Genomic DNA, 18,809 nt, shown 5'->3' with positions numbered 1-18,809 from the left:
CTCAGGCCTGGGTCCGGGGGAACGACACCTCCACCCGGCGGTTCTTCCTTCGGCCCTCCTCCGTGGAGTTGTCGGCGATCGGGTACTGCTCGCCATAGCCGCGGACCTCGAAGGTGACGTCCGGGTCGTTCAGGTCCTGGTCCAGGACGGCCTGTACGGCGTTGGCGCGCTGCCTGGACAGGACGTCGCCGTGGGCGGAGGAACCGAGGTTGTCGGTGAAACCGAAGACGCGGACCTGGGTCGCGTTCTGCTTCTTGATCTCCTCGGCGATGGTGGCGATCCGGGCCTTCGCCTCGTCGCCGAGCTTGGCGCTGTCCTTGCCGAAGAGGACTTCGGCCTGGAGCGCGAAGGTGACGTCGGCGTTGGTGTCCTCGCGGCGCTCGTCCCCGCTCTGGTCTTCGACGACCGACTTGATGTCCAGCACCTTGGGCGCGGCGAGGGTGGCGCCCTCGGGCAGCTTGAGGTCGGGGTCGGTGGGGTCGATTTTGACGGGCGCGGTGGCGGAGGGTGCGGTGTCCGGGGGCTGACTCGGGTCCGTGTCGCCGGCGTGGGCGGGGGTGGCGGTGGCAGTGAGGAGAAGGGTGGCGGTAAGGGCGAAGGTGGCGGTGAGGCGGGGGGTGGTCACTTTGGCCTCACCCGGGGATCTTGATGGTGGCGCTGGAAAGAGTGGGCAGCTGAAGGGTCACCTCAGCGGTGTCCTCGGGTGGTGAGGGGAACTGCATGAAGACCGGCAGTGACTGGCCGCCTTTGAGCGTGCCCAGGCCGGTTGTGGTGAGCGGGCGGCCTTCCGTGTCGCGCAGTACGTAGTAGCGCTTCTTCCCCTTCGAGTCGACGAGGGTGGCTCCACCCAGGGACGGGCCGTTCTTGGTGATCTCGGTTTCATTGCCGCTGAGGGCAGCCGGGATGAGTAGATCCTTCGCACCGTCGTTCTTCAGGGTGCCGTTCACCGTGACGAAGCCACCAGAGTCCCGTTGCGCGGAGCTGACCTGGAGAAGCAGGCCGTCCGAACCCTTCAGTTCGGCCAGCGGCTGTTCCGACTGGCCCTCCTGCGCGCTCGGGCCGGAGCCGCTTGTCCGGGAAGCGGAGGCTGAACTCTCCGGCTTCTTGTCGTCGCCGCCACCTCCACCGCAACCGGCCACACCCACGGCCAGACCAGCCGCAACGGTCAATGCGACCATCCCCCTGCGGGTCTTCGCAGTGAACCGAATGCTCATCGCTCCGCTTCCTTCGTCATTGATCGTTCGCTGGTGAGTTGACCAGGTGGACGTCGAAGAGGTCTTCAGGCTTCGGGAGTCCTGTGGTGTCGTCCGGCTTCAGGTGCCAGACCTTGTCGTGCTTGCAGGTGAGTTCAGGCAGCTCATCGCCCTTGGCACCCTTATCGGGGAGCTTGAACCAGCAGAGGCGTTGGACCTCGGCGATGGCAGAAGCCGTGGACTTGTAGTTCTCACTGCCGGGTACGACAGATCGGCCGACGTTCTTCTTCGTCTGCACGTCGACCCGGTACAGCAACCCCGGCGGAGGGCAGTGGTTCAGCGAGGCGTAGTTCTGTGCGGCGAGTTCGACGGCCCGTCGACATGGGTCGTCGAGCGGCACCCTGCCCTCGAAGACGTTCTCCCACTTCGTAGGGTCGCGCAGCACCTTGACCCACTGATCCGTGAGTTGTTCACGCTCGTCCTGGGCCGCCGCGAGCGCTGCCGCGTCCGCCGCTGTCTGAGCCCCGCTCCGGTTCACCGCTGCCTGTCCGACGGCGAGGTAGGCCAGCGCAAGAAAGAGCAGGCCTGCCACCACCGTGAGGTAGATGGGGAAGGCCTGCCCCGCGTCGCGATATGGAGGACTCAGCCGCCGGTGACCTCGCTGATCTTGTTCCTGATCGCGTCGAAGATCGTCTGACCGATACTCGTCCCGGTGATCGCCAGCACGATCGCCACCACCACCGCGATGATGCCCAGGTACTCCACCGCTGTCTGGCCCTTGTCGCTGCGGGCGGCACGGGCCTGCAGATACGCGACGGTGGTGTTGAACCAGTTGCTCATGGTGGTCCCCTCCGGGTTCGCCTCCGATTCGGAGAACGTATGCCGGGTGCCGGCCCCCGTCAGAGGGCCCCAGGACCCAACCCCGGACCCATTCACGGCCCTTGTCGCTCCCCCGCGCCCCCACCTCAGACCACCCCCAGCCACTTCGCGGCGGCCTGCGAGCGGGTGGTGGTCTGGAGTTTGGCGAAGATGCGGTTGATGTGGTTCTTGACCGTCTTCTCGGAGATGAAGCAGGCGGCGGCGATCTGCTGGTTGGTCATGCCGGACGCGATGAGGTCCATGATCTCCGCCTCCCTCGTACTCAGCCGGAAACGTGAACGGAATGACTCTGCCACAGGTGATTGCAGTTGCGAAAGCGCTCGGCCCCAGTTTTCCCCTGAAGTGTCCGGCACTTGAGCCTCCGTGTGTGCAGATGCACTCCCCCGCAGGTCCGTCAGCAACGCCCTCGCCGCCCCGGGGGTCACATGCGGCCGGCCCTCACTGACATCCCGCACCGCCCGCACCAACTGCTCCGTCGTGAACTCGCCGTGCACCAGGTATCCCCCCGCCCCCAGCCGCAACGCCTCCCGCACGGTCTCCGTCTCGTGGCTGTAGGTGAGCATCATGACCGGCGCCAGTCGCACCAGGTGCGGCAATGCCGAGATTCCGTCGACCCGGGGCATGCGGACGTCGAGGAGGATCACGTCGGGGCGGTGTCGCAGGGCAGCCTCGTAGGCCTCGCGGCCGTCCGCGGCTTCCGCCACCACCGTGGTGTCCTCGCGCCCCGAGAGCAGGGCCGTCAGGCCCGCCCGGACCACGGGATTGTCGTCGGCCACCACCAGCCGCAACGGGGGAGGCGGCGGCGCGGGGGGCTCCGGCCAGGGGGGACTGTGCTGCATGGTCTGCCTCCTCTCAGGGGGTCCGGGGGGACGGACCGGGCTGGTGCGGGACCGGTAGGGGGAGTTCCACGCGTACCTCCGTGCCCCGTTCGTGGCCGCCTCGGCCGATACGGATCCGGGCGCCCGTCTGCGCGGCGCGTTCCACCATGCCGAGCACGCCGAAGTGGCCGCGGTCACGGAGTTGTCCGAGCGTCGTGCCGGGCGGCAGGCCCCGGCCGTCGTCGTGGATCGTGAGGCGCAGCACGGTGCCGTACACCGCCGCGTGGATGTCGACGCGGGTCGCGCCCGCGTGACGGTGGGCGTTCTCCAGCGCTTCCGTGGCGATGGAGAGGAGGTTGCGGGCCACGGGCGCGGGCAACGAGGGAAGGGTGGGCGGCGCAGGCAGCGTGGGATCCGCGTCCGGGGCCTTGGGCCAGGAGCAGATGACTCGGAGGCCCGTGCGCTGCGCGAAGTTCCGGGCCGCGCAGGACAGTTCGGTCCATAAGGCCGTCTCCCCCGGCATGTCCGGGCGCTCTCGTCGTAGGTCCGTCAGCAGTGCCCTCGACTCGGCCGCCGCCCTGCGTGCCGAGCGGGAGACCAGTTCCGCCTGTTCCCTGATGCGGGCCGGGTCGGGGGCCTCGGCGGAGGCCGTCGCCGCCAGGCCGTCCGCCGCGAGGGCGACGCCGTAGAGGGTCTTGGCCACGGAGTCGTGCATCTCGCGGGCCAGCCGGGCGCGTTCCGCGCTCACCGCCTCCGCCGCCGCCAGGCGGGCCTGGACCGTCGTCAGGGCCTGGGTCGCCGCACCGAAGCGGAGCGTCAGGTTGCGCAGGGTCGAGCCCATGGCGCCGGCGATGACGCACAGGCCGGGCAGGAGCAACGCCTCGGCGACCGGTGCGTGGTGGTCGGCCTTCAGGGTGGCGTGCACCAGGAGCAGGATCAGGGACTGGAGGGAGGCGAAGAACGCCGCGCCGCGCCAGCTGTAGACCAGGCCTGCCAGGAGCGGGGTGCAGACGCTGACGTAGGCCAGGGTGGTGTCCGGGCCGGCCGAGATCAGGAGGAGGGAGCCGAAGAGGGTGTCGGCGGCCAGGAGGCTCGGGTGGCGCAGGAGGAGGGGGCCGAAGCGTTCCCAGTCGCGGAAGAGGACGTAGGACACCATGAAGGTGACGACCACGGCCGCGCCGACCAGGCGGACGCCCAGGCCGGGGGCCGCGTTGAGCAGCGCGGCGGGGGCAGCCAGGGCGATCATGGCAAGGCGGAAGCCGAAGACCTGTCGGCACATCGCCTGCAGCGCGCTGACCTGGATCTTCTCCGAGGGTTCGGTGGTGGCAGCGACGGGATGCGGGGTCCCGGTGGTCGGCGTCCGGCGCCGTGGGAACCAGACCCCGATCCCCTTCAGCCGGCTCAGGCAGCCCTCGAAAGCCGAACTCCCCCCGCGCCCCGTCCACCCGGTCACCGTCACGTCCGCCTCACTTCCCCGTGAGGGAGCCGAAGTCCACTCCGGAGCCGAGGACCAGGCCCGCGCCCAGCAGGAGCATGGTGGCCGGGACCATGAACGTGGTGATCATCAGCGTGGCCTTGGGCACCGCGCGGGCGGCCTTGCGCCGGGCGTTCTGCGCGTCGGTGCGGCGCATGTCCTTGGCCAGGGAGACCAACGTGTCCACGATGGGCGCGCCCAGCTCCTCCCCCTGCTGCAGTGCCGTCACGAACATCGCCACCTGTTCCGAGTCGTTGCGCCGCCTCAGTTCCGCGAAGGCCTGGCGGCGGCTCATGCCGAGGTCCATCTGTCGGAGCGTGATGCGCAGTTCGTCCGCCCAGGGGCCCTCGTAGCGGGAGGCCACCCGGTCCAGGGCCTGGCGGAAGCCGAGCCCCGCGCTGACGACCACCGCCAGTACGTCCAGGAAGTCCGGCAGGGTGCGCTCGATGACGTCCTTGCGGACCCGGATCGCCGACCAGATGCCGACCTCGGTCCAGAACGCCCCGAACAGGAGCAGGAGGACGGCTATGAACCACTGGCCGCGCAGCAGGAAGACCAGGAAGCCGACGGCTCCCAGCGCGCCGTAGACCGCGCGGCGGGCCGCGTAGCGGTCGATGGTCAGGCCTCCCGGGTTGCCGGCGAGGTCGATCTTGCGGCGGTACCTGGCGACCAGGCGCGGGCCCATCAGGCGCAGCACGGCGGGGGCGTAGCGCATGCCCATCCGGTCGATGACCGAGCCCACCGCGCCGGTGCGGGTGGCGCCGACCTCCAGGGCCACCGCCAGGTCGCCGGGGAGTTTCGCGTCCGCGCGGTACATGCGGATGCCCGCGAAGGCGCCCCAGACCCCGAGCCCCAGCAGCAGGGCGAGCAGGAATCCCACCATCAGGCCGGTCCTCCCCTCACACGTCGATCCGGCTCAGGCGCCGGATGAGGACGAACCCGACCGCGTACATCGCGAAGGCGATGAGCACACAGGCCTGGCCGACCGGTGAGCCGGTCATACGGGCCAGCGCGCCGTCCTTCACGCCGTTCATCAGGAACAGCGCGCCTACGCCCAGGACGGGGACGGCGTACGACGTCATCGTCACCTGACTCAGCTGGGTGCGGATCTCGCGCCGGGTCTCCTTGCGTTCCTCCAGGGTCTCGGTGAGGTTCCGCAGGGCGGACACGACCTGGCCGCCGGCGCGGTTCGAGAGGACCAAGGTGGTGACCAGGACGACCAGCTCGCGGGACGGCAGGCGGTCGGCCAGCTCGCCCAGCGCGTCGTCGAGGGACTGGCCGATGGCCAGCTGGTCGGCCACCTTGCCCAGTTCCTCGCCGGCCGGGGCCTCCAGTTCCTCCGCCGCCATGCCGATCGCGGTGCGCAGGGCCAGGCCCGCCTGGGTGGCGTTGGCCAGGATGCGGGCCAGTTCGGGGAGTTGACTGATGAAGCGCTCGATGCGTTTCTGGCGCTGCCAGTTGAGGAACTGGACCGCCGCCCAGACGCCGAGCAGACCGGCGAGCGGGCCGAAGAAGGGCGCCAGGGTGGCCTGGCCGATCAGCCACAGCGCGGCGACCGTGGCGAGCATGTAGACGAAGAACTCGCCCGGGGTGACGTCCAGTCCGGTCGCCGTCAGGCGCAGCTCCAGCCAGCGGCCGAAGCGGGTACGGCGCAGCCGCCGGTCGAGGTCGCGGAAGCGTCGTCTGCGGCCGGTCGCCGGGATGGGGCCGGTGTGCGTGAGCCGGTCCACGAGGGCGGCGCGCTGGGCCCGGCCCGAGGCGTAGGCGTGCACGCCGGCCACCGCCAGGACGCAGGCCAGCAGCGCCACGCCGGTGGTGAGCTGGACGAGGGTGTGGAGTTCCATGGGAGCCTACCTGGCTTCTCGGGTGGCGAGCTGGTCCGCGGAGTGGGCGACTCCGAAGGCCTGCGGGAGGGGCTGGCTCGCCATGTAGAGGCGGTCGGCGGTACGGCGGGGCAGCGGGAAGTACTGGAAGCTGCCGTACACGCGGCCGTCGGGGGTCATGGGCCGGGCGTCGAACCGGGCCACGGTCGCGAGCCGGTACGGCTCCCCGCCGTGGCTGTCGAGGAGCGCGATCTCGGTGATCCGGCGGGCGCCGTCGGCGAACCGGGTGAGCTGGACGATGACGTCGACCGCGCTGTTGATCTGGTCGTGCAGCGCCACGAAGGGGACCTCGACGTCGGACATGGAGGCGAGGGTCTGCAGCCGGGTCAGGGCGTCCTCGGCGCTGTTGGCGTGCACGGTGGCCAGGGAGCCGTCGTGGCCCGTCGACATCGCCTGGAGCATGTCGAGGGACTCGCCGCCGCGGACCTCACCGACCACGATCCGGTCCGGGCGCATCCGCAGCGAGTTGCGGACCAGGTCGCGGATGGTGACCTTGCCCTTGCCCTCGACGTTCGGCGGCCGGGACTCCAGCCGGACCACGTGCGTCTGCTGCAGCTGGAGTTCGGCGGAGTCCTCGATGGTGATGATGCGCTCGTGCGGCGGGATCAGCCCGGAGAGGGCGTTGAGCAGGGTCGTCTTCCCGGTGCCCGTGGCGCCTGACACGATGATGTTGAACTTCGCCTGCACCAGCCCCGCCAGCAGGTACACCATGTGCTCGTCCAGCGAGCCGAAGGAGATCAGCTCCTGGAGGGTGAAGGAGCGCGGGAAGCGGCGGATGGTGAGGATCGGGCCGGTCAGCGACAGCGGCGGGATGATGACGTTGACGCGCTCGCCGGAGGGCAGGCGGGCGTCCACCATCGGGTTCGACTCGTCGACCCTGCGGTTCACCGTGGAGACGATCCGCTCGATGGTCTGCATCAGCTGGTCCGAGGAGACGAACCGCAAGGGCAACTGCTCGACGCGCCCGCCCCGCTCGACGAAGATCGCGTCGGGGCCGTTCACCATGATCTCGGTGATCGACGCGTCCTCCAGCAACGGCTCCAGGATGCCGAGGCCCAGTGCCTCGTCCACCACCCGGCGGATCAGCTGCGAGCGCTCGGCCGTCGACAGCACCGGGCCCTCACGGCTGATGATGTGCCCGAGCACCCGCTCCAGCCGGGCCCGGCGCTCGGCGGCGGCCAGCGCGCTCATCTCCGCGAGGTCGATCTCCTCCAGCAGCTTGGCCCGGTAGGAGGCGACGAGATGCCCGTCCTCGCCCCGGCTGCCGTGCTCCTCCGGGGTGCTGATGCGTGCCCGCAGGCTCATGTCGGCGACTCCTCGCTTAGTGGTCGAGCGGCATGGTGGCGGACTTGACGGCGGGGTCGAAGTGCCAGCCAGGGACGATCTGGGGGATCTTCACGGTTGCGGTGACGGTGACCGAGCCGTCCCCTTCGCCGGGCCCGCCGCACGTCACCGTGAGGGAGCCGCTGACGGCCTCGGAGCACGCCCGCTGAGGGTCCTGTCGTAGTGACGCCGCCCGCGCCCCCGCCCTGGCCGCCGTACTGGCCTGCTCGGCGGCGTAGGCGATCGCCCCGATCTGGATGCCCGCCATGGCCACGATCAGAAGGATCGGGATGAACCCCAGGTACTCGATGGCCACTTGGCCCGTGTCCCGTCGTCCGCGCCGGTACGGCATCTCAGTCCTTCACCTCCTCGACGGCGCCGGCGTGGCCGTGCACGGTGACGGGGAAGGCGATCAGGCCGGGAAAAAGGACCGGCACCTTGAGGTACACGTCCGCTGTCACATAGCCGGTCCCCCCGCACGACCGCACGTCGGCACCCCCTTGCCACGCCCCCGACAGATGCTTCAGCGCCGCCTGCCGGCACACCCCGTACCGCTCCTCCCGCGACGCCGCCGTCCCCGCCCGCACCCCCTCGTCCGCAGCGTTCCCGGCCAGCGTGAAGGTGTACCCCACCAGCACGGCCTGCCACACGAGCACCAGGGTCAGAATGATCAGCGGCGTCATGCCCAGGAACTCGATGCTGACCTGCCCCCGGTCCCCACTCGGCCTTCTCCTTCTCATGGGGTTCATGGAGCTCATGGAGCGCTCACTCCTTCCGCCGCCGGAATCCGGCCGGGCCCCGCCCGCTTCCGCGGTGTGCCCCCTCGGCCGCCTTCACCAGTCCCAGCTCCCCCGCGAGCGCCCACAGCGCCTGTTTCACCGTGCTCCTGCTGTCCAGCTCGTGCAGCCGCCCCGCGTCCACCACGCCCTGCAGTTCCTTGAAGTTGGCGGGGACGGCGGTACGCGCCAGAGCGGTCCCGGTGATGCGCTGGACCAGCGCCGGCTGGATCTCCGTGCTGCGCGTGTGCCGGTTGACGACCACCGTGGTCTCCTCGGCCTTGCGGATCTGCAGCCGGTCCCACATCCGTACGGTCCGCTTGGCGGCGCGTACGGAGATCACGTCCGGGGTGGTCACCAGCAGCGCGGTGTCGGCCATCTCCACCGCCGCCGCACCCGCACCGCTCAACTGCGCGCCGCAGTCCACCACGACCACCTCGTAGCGGGAGCGCAGCGCGCTGACGATCTGGCGGGCGGCGCGGTCGGTGACCTCCTCGCCGCGTTCGCCCTCGGCGGGGGCGAGGAGCAGGGCGAGCCCGGTGTCGTGGCGGAAGACGGCGTCGGCGAGGACGCGGGGCGAGATGTCGGTGATGGCGGCGAGGTCGACCACGGACCGGCGGAACTGGATGTCCAGGTAGGAGGCGATGTCACCGGCCTGGAGGTCCAGGTCGACCAGGGCCGTCGCCCGGCCGGAGGCCTGCGCGGCGAGGGCCAGCTGGACGGCCGCGAGCGTCGCTCCCACGCCGCCCTTGGCGCCGCTGACCGTGACGGCCGTACCGCCGACTCCGCCGAGGACGTCCGCGCTGTGCCCGAGATGGCGGCGCACCCCCGTCGACCACTGGGCGACGGCCTGGATCCGGCTGGCGAGTTCCTCGTACGACAGCGGGAGCGCGACCAGGCCGCGGGCGCCGGAGTCCATCGCGGCGGAGAACAGGCCGGGGCTCGTGTCGGTGGTGACGAGGATGACGCCGACGGCGGGGAAGCGGAGCGCGACCTCGCGGATCAGCTCCAGGGCCGGGACCGGGCCGATCCGCTCGTGGACGACGACGACCTCGGGCAGTTCGTCCACGGACTCGGCGGCGAGCCGGGCGAGGGCGTCCGCCAGCTGGGTGGAGTCGGTCACCGGTGGCTGTGGCTCGGCGTCGGGGAGCTGGCTGAGCAGGGTGGTGAGGGAGCGGACGGCATCCGGGTCCGCACCGGCCGGGAGGATCCTGGTGGGCATGCGGGCCGCCTCTCACTTGTCCGTCGCGAGTTCGTAGGTGCGGTCCTTGTCCGGGACGCTGGTCTCGCTGCCGGGGGCCACCAGCGCGAGCCGGACGCGCTGGGCGAAGGACTCGGCGTAGGTGAGGCGCTGGGCGTCGAGGGTGGACAGCGCGAAGGTGATGGGGACGGCCTGGGTGGGCTGTTGCTGGTTCTTGCCGCTGTCGGGGTCGAGCGCGGTGATCCGGCCGACGTCGAGGACGCGCGCGTTGGTCACAATGATCTTCGACTGGTCGGGGTCGGCGTCCTTCTTCCCCGCGAACGTGGCATAGACGTTGACCCGCGCCCCCGGGGTGATCTTCCCGGCCACGCCGGTCGCGGCGTCGATCATGATGGCGACCTCCTGCTGTCCGGGCTGGAGGGCGGGCTGGTCGACGATCATGTCGGTCTGGAGCAGGGAGCCCGCGCGCAGGGTGGTGACGGCGATCTTGCCCTGGATCTGCCGCAGATCCGTGACCGCGTTGCCGGACAGCCACCGCTTCGGCATCCTGGTCTGCTCGAACTGGCCGGCGTCCAGGGCGGTGTACGGCTTCACGTCGGACCGGACCCGATAGGCCGTGACCTCGGGCCCGACCTTGGAATTCACGTCGTTGACGACGGAGAGCACGCCGGCGAACGCGCCGAGAGCGCACAGGACCGACAGGATCAGGAGTATCACGCCGCGGCGCTGACGGGAGTTCATGAACCGTGCAACCTCATTGGGGGAATCGGTCGAGCGGGGTACGGACGTGCCGGGCTGGTCAGGCGGGCGTGCGCTGTTCCAGGGCGCGGGGCGCGGCGGGTTCGTGGGCGGGCGGGGTGGCGGAGCAGAAGATGCAGCGGTCACCGATGACGTCGAGGCCGCACCAGTGGCAGCCTGCCTGCCGTACCGACGTGACGAGTTGATACAGAACGGACAGATCGGCGAGGTAGCTGCAGAACTCGGTGATCCGGGCCGTCCCCCACCACGCCGTGGACTCGGCGGGCAGCGCAACCTCACGCAGTCCGTGCACGCTCCACTGCCCGGCGAGTCCGGCGACCCAGTCGCCCTGCGCCTGCTGCCCCTTGGCGACGAGCATCCAGGTGTTGAACTCGGGCCCCTTGAGGGTGACGCCGGGTCCGACCTTGACGAGCTGCGGCTCCGGATGGGCGAGCACGGCGAACTGACTGCCGGGCACCCAGGACTTGGCGTGCGCCTTCAGCCCGACCGGGACCCGGTCCAGCTTGGCGACGGAGCCGAGTACGGCCCCGGCGTGGAGGTAGTGGGTGAGCAGCCGCCCGGCGGAGGCGAGCACACCCGGGCTCAGATCGCAGGAGGCGAGCTGGCGCAACTGCCGGGCGAGCACAGCGACTCCCAGCGGGGGCAGTTCGGGCCGGAAGAGGGCGATGCGATCGCTCTCCAGCAGCGAGCGCAGGGTGTGCAGGCGTCGTACGACGGGCTCGGGAGCGGCGGCCGAGCAGAGGACGACGACATAGCCGTACTGCTCGGTCAGGGCGTGGAGTTCGGCGAGCGCCTGCTCCAGCGGCCGCTGGTCGATGCCGCTGAGCACGACGGCCGGCATGGTCCGTTCGTCCTGCGCCGGCAGCGCCATGTCAGCACTGGTCACGGCAATGGCAGTTGGCACGCGCAGCTCCCCGCTCTTCACACCCGCCGGCCCACCGGGGTGACTCCCGTGCGCCAGGACGACTTCACTGCGTGACTACTTGAGCACTGTATCCACGGCCGGATGGCCGGAGAACAGCGTTTGTGAAGCTCGCGCGGAACTCTCCGGTCACAACTCCCGCCAAATCCGGACAGCTTGAGCGGATGCCCGGAAACAGTTTTGGTCTGAACCTCTTGACACCCAGATTGGTCTGGACCAACTTGTAGCCCAACGGTGGCCACCGTCCCTCTTCCCTCCCCGCGAACTCCCTCTCCTGCTTCGCACTCCCCACCGGAGGCTCCAGTGGACCATGCACCAGGCATACCCAGACCCCGCGGACGCCGAATCACCCTGTGGTCCGCGGCCACCGCCCTCGCCCTCTCGGTCGCCGGCCTCACCGCAGCCGCCGGCCCGGCCTCCGCGGCGGACGTCAACAACGTCAGGAACGCGGGCTTCGAGTCGGGCCTGACCAACTGGACCTGTACGGCCGGCAGCGGCACGACGGTCTCCTCCCCGGCACACGGCGGGTCGGCCGCGCTGAAGGCGACGCCGGCCGGCCAGGACAACGCCCAGTGCACCCAGACGGTCGCGGTCAGGCCCAACTCGACCTATGCGCTGAGCGCATGGGTGCAGGGCGGCTACTCCTACCTGGGCGTGACGGGCACGGGCACGACGGACGTGTCCACGTGGACGCCGGACACGTCCGCCTGGAAACAGCTGTCCACGACCTTCACCACGGGCGCGTCGACGACGTCGGTCACGATCTACACCCACGGCTGGTACGGCCAGGCGGCGTACTACGCCGACGACATCTCGGTCTACGGCCCCGACGGCGGCGGAGGCGGCGACCCGGCCCCGACGGTCCCGGCGGCTCCCACCGGCCTGACGGTCTCGTCCACGACCTCCTCGTCGGTGTCGTTGTCCTGGGCCGGGGTTTCGGGCGCGACGGGCTACAACGTCTACCGGGCCGGCACGAAGGTGACGGCGGTGACGGGAACGTCGGCGACGCTGACGGGTCTGACGCCCTCGACCTCGTACTCCGTCCAGGTGACGGCGACGAACGCGGCGGGCGAGTCGGCGAAGTCGGCGCCGGTGACGGCCACGACGACCTCCGGCGGTGGTGGTGCCGGTGGCTCCCTGCCCAAGCACGCGGTGACGGGCTACTGGCAGAACTTCAACAACGGCGCGAAGGTCCAGAGGCTGTCGGACGTCCCGTCGTCGTACGACATCATCGCCGTGGCCTTCGCGGACGCGACCTCGACGCCGGGTGCCGTGACCTTCAACCTGGACTCGTCCGGCCTGGGCGGCTACACCGCCGACCAGTTCAAGGCGGACGTCAAGGCCAAGCAGGCGGCCGGCAAGAAGGTCATCGTCTCGATCGGCGGCCAGAACGGCACGGTGTCGGTGAGCGACTCCGCATCGGCGGCGAACTTCGTGAACTCGGTCTACTCGCTGATGCAGACGTACGGCTTCGACGGCGTGGACATCGACCTGGAGAACGGCCTCAACGCGACCTACATGACCCAGGCACTGCGTGCGCTGTCGTCGAAAGCGGGCTCCTCCCTGATCATCACGATGGCACCGCAGACGATCGACATGCAGTCGACATCGAACGCCTACTTCCAGACGGCCCTGAACATCAAGGACATCCTCACGGTCGTCAACATGCAGTACTACAACAGCGGTTCCATGCTCGGCTGCGACGGCAAGGTCTACAGCCAGGGTTCGGTCGACTTCCTCACGGCCCTGGCCTGCATCCAGCTCCAGGGCGGCCTCGCCCCGTCCCAGGTGGGCCTGGGCCTTCCGGCCTCCACGAGCGCGGCGGGCAGCGGATACGTGTCCCCGGCGGTGGTCGACAACGCCCTGGACTGCCTGACGGTGGGCACCAACTGCGGCACCTTCAAGCCGTCCAAGACCTACCCCGACCTGCGGGGCGCGATGACCTGGTCGACGAACTGGGACGCGTCGGCGGGGAACGCGTGGTCCAGTGCGGTGGGGGCGCATGTGCATGCGCTGCCGTGACGTGGGTTTCGCTTAGCTGTGGCGCCCGGGCCCTTGGGGCCCGGGCGTTGTCGCGCTCAAGAGGAGCGGGAGCGCTCTTGGCTCACCTCGCGGAGGCACGGCAATGGCCCGGAAGCGAGCGGCCCAACGGCCACGTGCTCACCCGTCGCCGAACAACTCCGCCGCGTCCGCAGCGTGTACGGCTCGCTGGGCCCAGACCTCCAGCTGACCGAGGTCCGTGCAGGACTGGACCCGCTCACGTACCGCATCGGGCACGGGCACCTTCCGCCATTCGAGGATCTGCAGGACCATCTCGGCCTTGGCCTGAGCCCGGCCCTGCTCCAGGCCCTGCTCCAGGCCTTGTTCTCGGCCTTCCTCGCGTACCTGTTCGGCGAGGGGGTGTCGCCAGAAGTACTGGATCGCCGTCATCAGATCCCTCCACATCTGCTTCGCCTGGGGGTCGGCCAGGCAGGAGCCGACAAATTGCACGAAGACTGCGGCACTGTCGGGGTCGATGGTCCGCAGGGCGGTGGCCAGGGATTCCAGTATGGCCGGAGCCTGCGGTCCACGCCCGTGTGTCATGGCCGAGAGCACCGCAAGGGGGACGTCCCGTTCGGCCTGCCGCTCGTCCGCGATGATCGGTACGTTGTCGGGGCCGAGAACGAGGGGCCGTACCGTCAGCGAGTGCCAGTCCCGGAAGCCGAAGCGGATGGGACGCGAGGCCCACTGGGCCGTCTTGCTGCTCTGGGTAATGACGATGAGCACCGGTTCGCAGCGGTACTTCTCGTACAGGTAGGAGAGGTAGTACGGCCAGCTGCCCCGCTTGCGCTCGTCCACCTTCCCACAGCCGAGCCCGACAGCCCCTGGCTGACCGTTCCCTTCCGGTGACGAGCACCGAAGCTGCCGGAGAGCGCCGGACCCCTATGCGGACTGTTCGCGTGCGCTGTCTTCACCCGCGGAGCCGTCCGCACCGGGCCCGGCGGGCTCTTCCTCGAAGTACGCGTCGAGTACCGCGTCCAGCTGCTCGTCCCACTCCGTGAAGCGGTTCCTGGCCGTCGCCTCGATCTCGATCGGGTACCAGCGGCGGTCCGGGGTGTGAACCGTGATCGTGAAACGCTTGCCGAAGCGGGGGGACTCCGTCTCGACCGCGGCGATCTCGTCCCAGCGGAACTCGCAGGACTCCTCGTCCAGGCGGAGGCGGACGCCCTTGTGGTCGGCCACGATCTTCGCGCGGCGGTCGGCGGCCTCGAAGACGGGGCCGTCCGCCGGGCCTTCGTCACCCGCGGGCTCCGCGGCTTGCCCGGTCGTCCCGCTCGCCTTGGAGACCTCAGGCCCTGTCGGCTCTGCCGATGCCTCCGCGTCCTCCGGCTCCGGCTCGTCGGACTTCGCCGGTGCCGGGGCCGTGAGGCCGGGGATGAACGCCGGGTCGAAACCGGCGCCCGTCACGGGCTCGACCTTCAACGGCTCGCCCTTGGACGGCTTGCTGCTCGCTCCTATGCGCTGCTCCACGGCGGCAGTATGGACGACTTCCCTGTGCCGGAACCAGTCAGCCCGCTCATCCCCGGGTTCACTCACGTCACACTCACACTCACACGAACACACTCACCGCCGCCGCCACCGCGAACCCCGCCACCGACAGCACCGATTCCAGGACGGTCCACGTCCGCAGTGTGTCGCGTTCGCTGATGCCGAAGTACTTGGCCACCATCCAGAAGCCACCGTCGTTGACGTGCGAGGCGAAGATCGAGCCTGCGGAAATGGCCATGATGACCAGGGCCACGAAGGCCTGGGAGTGGCGGCCCTCCGAGAGCAGGGGCGCCACGATGCCCGCCGTCGTCACGATCGCGACCGTCGCCGAGCCCTGGGCCACCCGCAGGACCAGGGAGATCAGGTACGACAGCACGATCACCGGCAGGCCCACGCCGTGGAAGGTGTCCGACAGCGCCTGCGCCACCCCGCTCGCCTTCAGTACGGCACCGAAGACGCCGCCCGCACCGACCACCAGCAGGATGTTGCCGACCGGCCTCAGGGACGAAGTCGACACCGTCTCCAGGGACTTGCGGGACCAGCCCCGGCGGATTCCCAGGAGGTAGTAGGCGAGGAGGAGGGCCAGGGTCAGGGCCACGAACGGGTTGCCGAAGAACTCCAGGACCGAGCGGGCGGGGGACGGGTCCAGGGCGATCGAGGAGAAGGTGGCCGCGAGGATGAGGAGCAGAGGGGTGCCGATGACGGCCAGGACCGTGGCGAGCGGTACCGGCTTCTCTCCGGGTTCCACGCCCTGGGCGCGCTGCTCGGCCACGACCGCCCGCTTCGCCTCCTCCGCCGCCTCCACCATGTCCTGCGGTACGGCGACGAAGATCCGTTTTCCGATCCAGGCGGAGAACGCCCAGGCGGCCAGCACGGCCGGGATGCCGCAGACGACGCCCATGAGGATGATCCAGCCGAGCTGGACGTGGAGGAGGCCCGCGGCGGCGACCGGGCCGGGGTGCGGGGGCAGGAAGGCGTGGGTCATGGAGAGTCCGGCGAGCAGCGGGAGGCAGTAGAGGAGGATCGACCTGCCGCCGCGTTTCGCCGCCGCGTGGACGAGCGGCGCCAGGACGAAGATGCCCACGTCGAAGAAGACCGGGATGCCGAAGATCAGGCCGGTCAGGCCCATGGCCAGAGGGGCGCGGCGTTCGCCGAAGAGCCCCAGCAGGCGGGCCGCCAGCGCCTCCGCGCCTCCGCTGACCTCCAGGATCGCGCCGAGCATCGTGCCGAGGCCGATGATGATCGCGACATGGCCGAGGATGCCGCCCATGCCGGACTCGATGGTGGAGACGGCGTCGGAGCGCTGGACGGTGCCGAAGAGTTCGGTGACCGAGAGGCCGGCCGACAGGCCCACGGCCATGGAGACGGCGAGGAGCGCCACGAAGGGCTGGAGCCGGACCTTGATGATCAGGAAGAGGAGGAGGGCTATGCCCAGGGCGGCGACGGCGAGGAGGCCGGGGGTGCCGTCGAGGAGGAGGAGCAGGCCTCCGGTGTGGGGTGGCGGGGCGGTGGGAGCGGTGGGGGCGGTTGCGGCGAGCAGGGCGGGAGGGAAGGACATACGGGGGTCCTCTTCTTAAATGCATCGTGCTTTCCGGCAGGGGGAATCGCGGTACGGCGGGCCGGGGTTGGGGGCCGCCGTACCGTCGACGGACGTGCGGGAGGTGAGGGGCCGTCAGGGGCTCAGCCGAGTACGGCGAGCGCGTCGATCTCGATGAGGAGGCCGGCCGGGAGACCGACGTAGACGGTGGTCCGGGCGGCGGGCGGCTGGGTGAGGCCCTGCTCCTCGAAGTAGGTGTCGTAGATGTCGTTCATCTCGGCGAAGTGGTCCACATCCGTCAGGTAGACGCGGATCATCATCACGTCGTCCCAGCTCGCGCCGCCCTCTTCGAGGATCGCCTTGACGTTGGCGAGGGTCTGCAGGGTCTGCTCGCGCAAGGAGGGGCCGGCCGGGGCCGGGGGCTTGCCGTCCGCGGCGGGCAGGAAGCCGACCTGGCCGGCGACCTGGAGGATGTTGCCCTTCTTCACGCCGTGCGAGAACTTGGCGGGCGGGGTGGTGTGCGTCTTCGGGGTGAGGGCGAGCTTTTCCGTCTGGTCCGTCATTCGGGGTCCTTTACTGGCGTTCGTCCGGAGTACTCGCCGCTGATCGCTTCCGCGGTACGGCGGACCTGCGGGAGCAGGGTGAGGAGTTCCTCGGCGGTGACGACGACGTTCGGCGCGGACACCGACATGGCGGCGACCACCCGGCCGTCGGCGCCGCGGATCGGGGCGGCGACGCAGTTGATGGACTCCTCGTGACCGCCGAGGTCGGTGGCCCAGCCCTGTTCGCGCACCGTGGCCAGCTCCTTGAGGAAGGCCTCGGCGTTCGGGGTCGAACGGGCCGTGTAGAGGGGGTAGTCGAGCTTGTCCGCGAGGGCGCGGCGCTCGGGCTCGGGGAGGTCGGCGAGGAGGAGTTTCGCGACGGCCGCGACCGTGAGGGCGACGGGCTTGCCGATCCGCGAGTACATGCGGACGGGGTAGCGGCTGTCCACCTTGTCGATGTAGAGGACCTCGTTCTCCTCGTAGACGGCGAGGTGCACGGTGTGGCCGCAGGTATCGTTCAGCCGGACGAGGTGGGGGTGGGCGATCTCGCGGACGTCGAGGTTCTCCATCGCCTCCTGGGCGAGGGCGAAGAGGCGGGTGCCGAGGCGGTAGCGCTGGTCGGACTGGCGGTAGACCAGGCCGTGCTCGTGCAGGGTGCGCAGAAGGCGGAGTGCCGTGGATTTGTGCACGCCCAGGCGGTCGGCGACCTGGCCGAGGTCGGCGGGGCCCTCTGCGAGCAGGGGCAGGATGCTCAGGGCGCGGTCGACGGTCTGACTCATGGGGTGTTCGCCTCCTCCTTGCCCCACTCGGCCTGCGTCCAGCCGGGGGCGAGTCGAAGTCTCCCCCATGCGGTGTCGTCCAGGGCGGTCAGGCGGTCGGCGTGGTCCCGGGCGGGAGGGGCGGCCAGGTCGGCGGGGGTGGTGAGGGTCGCGGCGGCGAAGAGGTGGCCGTACCGCAGCCGCGTCTTGAGGGGCAGGCCGCGGAGGGTGCCGGAGAGGAAACCCGCGGCGAAGGCATCGCCCGCGCCGACGTGGGCGACGACGTCCACCTTCGGTGCGGGGACGAACGTCGCCGTGCCGTCGGCGTCCTCCGTGCCGTCGCTGCCCTTCTCGAAGGCGGTCGCTCCGCCCTTGCCCTGCTTGACGACGACGATCGCCGGTTCGGGCAGCGCTCCCACAACGGCTCGTCCACCGTGCAGCCTCCAGGCGTCGCGTGCCTCGTCGTCGCCCAGCAACACGATGTCCGCGCGCCGCGCCAGTTCCAGCAGCGTGTTCGGTCCGTCAGGGGTGTGGCGCCACAGCGCGGGCCGGTAGTTGACGTCGAAGGAGACCAGGGGACGACCGGGGCGGGGTGCCGTCAGCGCGTACATCAGCTCCAGGCACTCGGCGGAGAGTGCCGCCGTGATCCCGGACAGGTGCAGCACACGGCCGGACCACGCCGCCGCCAGGTCCACGTGGGCCACGGACATCGCCGACGCCGCCGAACCGGCCCGGTAGTACGCCACCTCGTGCGCGCCGGTGCCGCGGTCTCCGGCCGTGCGGAAGTACACCCCCGTGGGCCGGAACGGGTCCCGGTCGACGGACGAGACGTCGACGCCGTACCCCGCGACGCGCTCCACCAGATGGTCGCCGAAGCCGTCCGCGCCGACCCGGCCGACCCAGCGGGCGGTGTGGCCTGCGGCGGCCAGCACGCAGGCCACGTTGGACTCGGCGCCGCCGATCGCGCGGTCGAAGGAGGGCACGTCCGCGAGGCGGCCCGGCCGGCTGGGCAGGAAGGTGACCATGGACTCGCCGAGCGCCGCTACGTCCACGGTCTCCACAACGCCCACGCGGTCGTGCGCAACGGACGAGAGGTAAGCAGCGTCGTTGATGATGACTCCTGTCCGATGACCGGGTAGCTGCTCCGTTGACCCGGTGTCGGCGAGATGCTAGACACCAATTGGCACTACATGCAATGGCTGTTGCAGAGAATGCA

20 protein-coding genes and 1 pseudogene are annotated in these 18,809 nt (G+C 70.3%); 1 reads left to right on the top strand and 20 read right to left on the bottom strand.

Going from position 1 to position 18,809, the window contains the following annotated elements:
- Window position 1: 1 nt before the first annotated feature.
- From ABZ624_RS01300 to ABZ624_RS01235, 14 genes are all read right to left on the bottom strand, one after another.
- Window positions 2–625 carry an OmpA family protein gene (locus ABZ624_RS01300; RefSeq protein ID WP_360081504.1) on the bottom strand — a complete coding sequence of 208 codons (624 nt, stop codon included), beginning with the start codon at window positions 623–625 and terminating at the stop codon, window positions 2–4.
- A 7-nt stretch (window positions 626–632) separates the two neighbouring features.
- Window positions 633–1,214 (bottom strand): hypothetical protein, encoded by a 582-nt coding sequence (locus tag ABZ624_RS01295; protein WP_360081503.1) that lies wholly within the window; start codon window positions 1,212–1,214, stop codon window positions 633–635.
- Window positions 1,215–1,230: 16 nt separating this feature from the next.
- The gene (locus ABZ624_RS01290) at window positions 1,231–1,839 is read right to left on the bottom strand and encodes a pilus assembly protein TadG-related protein (protein WP_360082137.1); all 609 of its coding nucleotides are present in this window, start codon (window positions 1,837–1,839) and stop codon (window positions 1,231–1,233) included.
- The gene (locus ABZ624_RS01285) at window positions 1,836–2,033 is read right to left on the bottom strand and encodes a hypothetical protein (RefSeq protein WP_360081502.1); all 198 of its coding nucleotides are present in this window, start codon (window positions 2,031–2,033) and stop codon (window positions 1,836–1,838) included. Before ABZ624_RS01285 ends, ABZ624_RS01290 begins: the two co-directional genes overlap by 4 nt.
- Window positions 2,034–2,158: 125 nt before the next feature.
- The gene (locus ABZ624_RS01280; RefSeq protein WP_360081501.1) at window positions 2,159–2,911 is read right to left on the bottom strand and encodes a response regulator transcription factor; all 753 of its coding nucleotides are present in this window, start codon (window positions 2,909–2,911) and stop codon (window positions 2,159–2,161) included.
- A gap of 13 nt (window positions 2,912–2,924) precedes the next feature.
- Entirely contained in the window at window positions 2,925–4,169 is a 1,245-nt protein-coding gene (locus tag ABZ624_RS01275) for a histidine kinase (protein ID WP_360082135.1), read from the bottom strand.
- Window positions 4,170–4,356: 187 nt separating this feature from the next.
- Window positions 4,357–5,244: a DUF5936 domain-containing protein gene (locus ABZ624_RS01270; RefSeq protein ID WP_360082133.1), complete on the bottom strand. Its 888-nt coding sequence runs from the start codon at window positions 5,242–5,244 to the stop codon at window positions 4,357–4,359.
- A gap of 19 nt (window positions 5,245–5,263) precedes the next feature.
- Complete coding sequence (locus ABZ624_RS01265; RefSeq protein WP_360081500.1) at window positions 5,264–6,208, bottom strand: type II secretion system F family protein; 945 nt, start codon at window positions 6,206–6,208, stop codon at window positions 5,264–5,266.
- A 6-nt stretch (window positions 6,209–6,214) separates the two neighbouring features.
- The gene (locus ABZ624_RS01260; RefSeq protein WP_360081499.1) at window positions 6,215–7,552 is read right to left on the bottom strand and encodes a CpaF family protein; all 1,338 of its coding nucleotides are present in this window, start codon (window positions 7,550–7,552) and stop codon (window positions 6,215–6,217) included.
- A 16-nt stretch (window positions 7,553–7,568) separates the two neighbouring features.
- Entirely contained in the window at window positions 7,569–7,922 is a 354-nt protein-coding gene (locus ABZ624_RS01255) for a TadE/TadG family type IV pilus assembly protein (protein ID WP_360081498.1), read from the bottom strand.
- Window position 7,923: 1 nt separating this feature from the next.
- Window positions 7,924–8,319, bottom strand: coding sequence for a TadE family protein (locus ABZ624_RS01250; RefSeq protein WP_360082131.1), 396 nt, complete (start codon window positions 8,317–8,319; stop codon window positions 7,924–7,926).
- 16 nt (window positions 8,320–8,335) lie between these two features.
- Entirely contained in the window at window positions 8,336–9,568 is a 1,233-nt protein-coding gene (locus tag ABZ624_RS01245; protein ID WP_360081497.1) for a P-loop NTPase, read from the bottom strand.
- 12 nt (window positions 9,569–9,580) lie between these two features.
- Window positions 9,581–10,288 (bottom strand): Flp pilus assembly protein CpaB, encoded by a 708-nt coding sequence (gene cpaB, locus ABZ624_RS01240; protein ID WP_360081496.1) that lies wholly within the window; start codon window positions 10,286–10,288, stop codon window positions 9,581–9,583.
- Between the two features lie 58 nt (window positions 10,289–10,346).
- On the bottom strand, window positions 10,347–11,177 hold the full coding sequence (locus ABZ624_RS01235; RefSeq protein WP_360082129.1) for a hypothetical protein: 831 nt from the start codon (window positions 11,175–11,177) through the stop codon (window positions 10,347–10,349).
- A 354-nt stretch (window positions 11,178–11,531) separates the two neighbouring features.
- On the opposite strand from ABZ624_RS01235, the gene ABZ624_RS01230 reads away from it, so the two are divergent.
- Window positions 11,532–13,250, top strand: a complete 1,719-nt coding sequence (locus tag ABZ624_RS01230) for a glycoside hydrolase family 18 protein (RefSeq protein WP_360081495.1) — start codon at window positions 11,532–11,534, stop codon at window positions 13,248–13,250.
- Window positions 13,251–13,388: 138 nt separating this feature from the next.
- Here the strand turns inward: ABZ624_RS01230 and ABZ624_RS01225 are convergent.
- From ABZ624_RS01225 to ABZ624_RS01200, 6 genes and pseudogenes are all read right to left on the bottom strand, one after another.
- A pseudogene (locus ABZ624_RS01225) lies at window positions 13,389–14,072 on the bottom strand (hypothetical protein); the annotation flags it as partial.
- A 78-nt stretch (window positions 14,073–14,150) separates the two neighbouring features.
- On the bottom strand, window positions 14,151–14,738 hold the full coding sequence (locus ABZ624_RS01220; RefSeq protein WP_360081494.1) for a hypothetical protein: 588 nt from the start codon (window positions 14,736–14,738) through the stop codon (window positions 14,151–14,153).
- A 79-nt stretch (window positions 14,739–14,817) separates the two neighbouring features.
- Complete coding sequence (locus ABZ624_RS01215) at window positions 14,818–16,314, bottom strand: gluconate:H+ symporter (RefSeq protein WP_360081493.1); 1,497 nt, start codon at window positions 16,312–16,314, stop codon at window positions 14,818–14,820.
- A 122-nt stretch (window positions 16,315–16,436) separates the two neighbouring features.
- Window positions 16,437–16,856: a RidA family protein gene (locus tag ABZ624_RS01210; RefSeq protein WP_360081492.1), complete on the bottom strand. Its 420-nt coding sequence runs from the start codon at window positions 16,854–16,856 to the stop codon at window positions 16,437–16,439.
- On the bottom strand, window positions 16,853–17,614 hold the full coding sequence (locus ABZ624_RS01205; protein ID WP_360081491.1) for an IclR family transcriptional regulator: 762 nt from the start codon (window positions 17,612–17,614) through the stop codon (window positions 16,853–16,855). Before ABZ624_RS01205 ends, ABZ624_RS01210 begins: the two co-directional genes overlap by 4 nt.
- Window positions 17,611–18,663 carry a sugar kinase gene (locus ABZ624_RS01200; protein ID WP_360081490.1) on the bottom strand — a complete coding sequence of 351 codons (1,053 nt, stop codon included), beginning with the start codon at window positions 18,661–18,663 and terminating at the stop codon, window positions 17,611–17,613. Before ABZ624_RS01200 ends, ABZ624_RS01205 begins: the two co-directional genes overlap by 4 nt.
- Window positions 18,664–18,809 lie beyond the last annotated feature (146 nt).

It is taken from the genome of Streptomyces sp. NPDC007205 (assembly GCF_040634095.1).
GTDB lineage: Bacteria > Actinomycetota > Actinomycetes > Streptomycetales > Streptomycetaceae > Streptomyces.
Note: the sequence above shows the minus strand (reverse complement) of the source record. Positions and strands in the feature narration are given on the sequence as shown.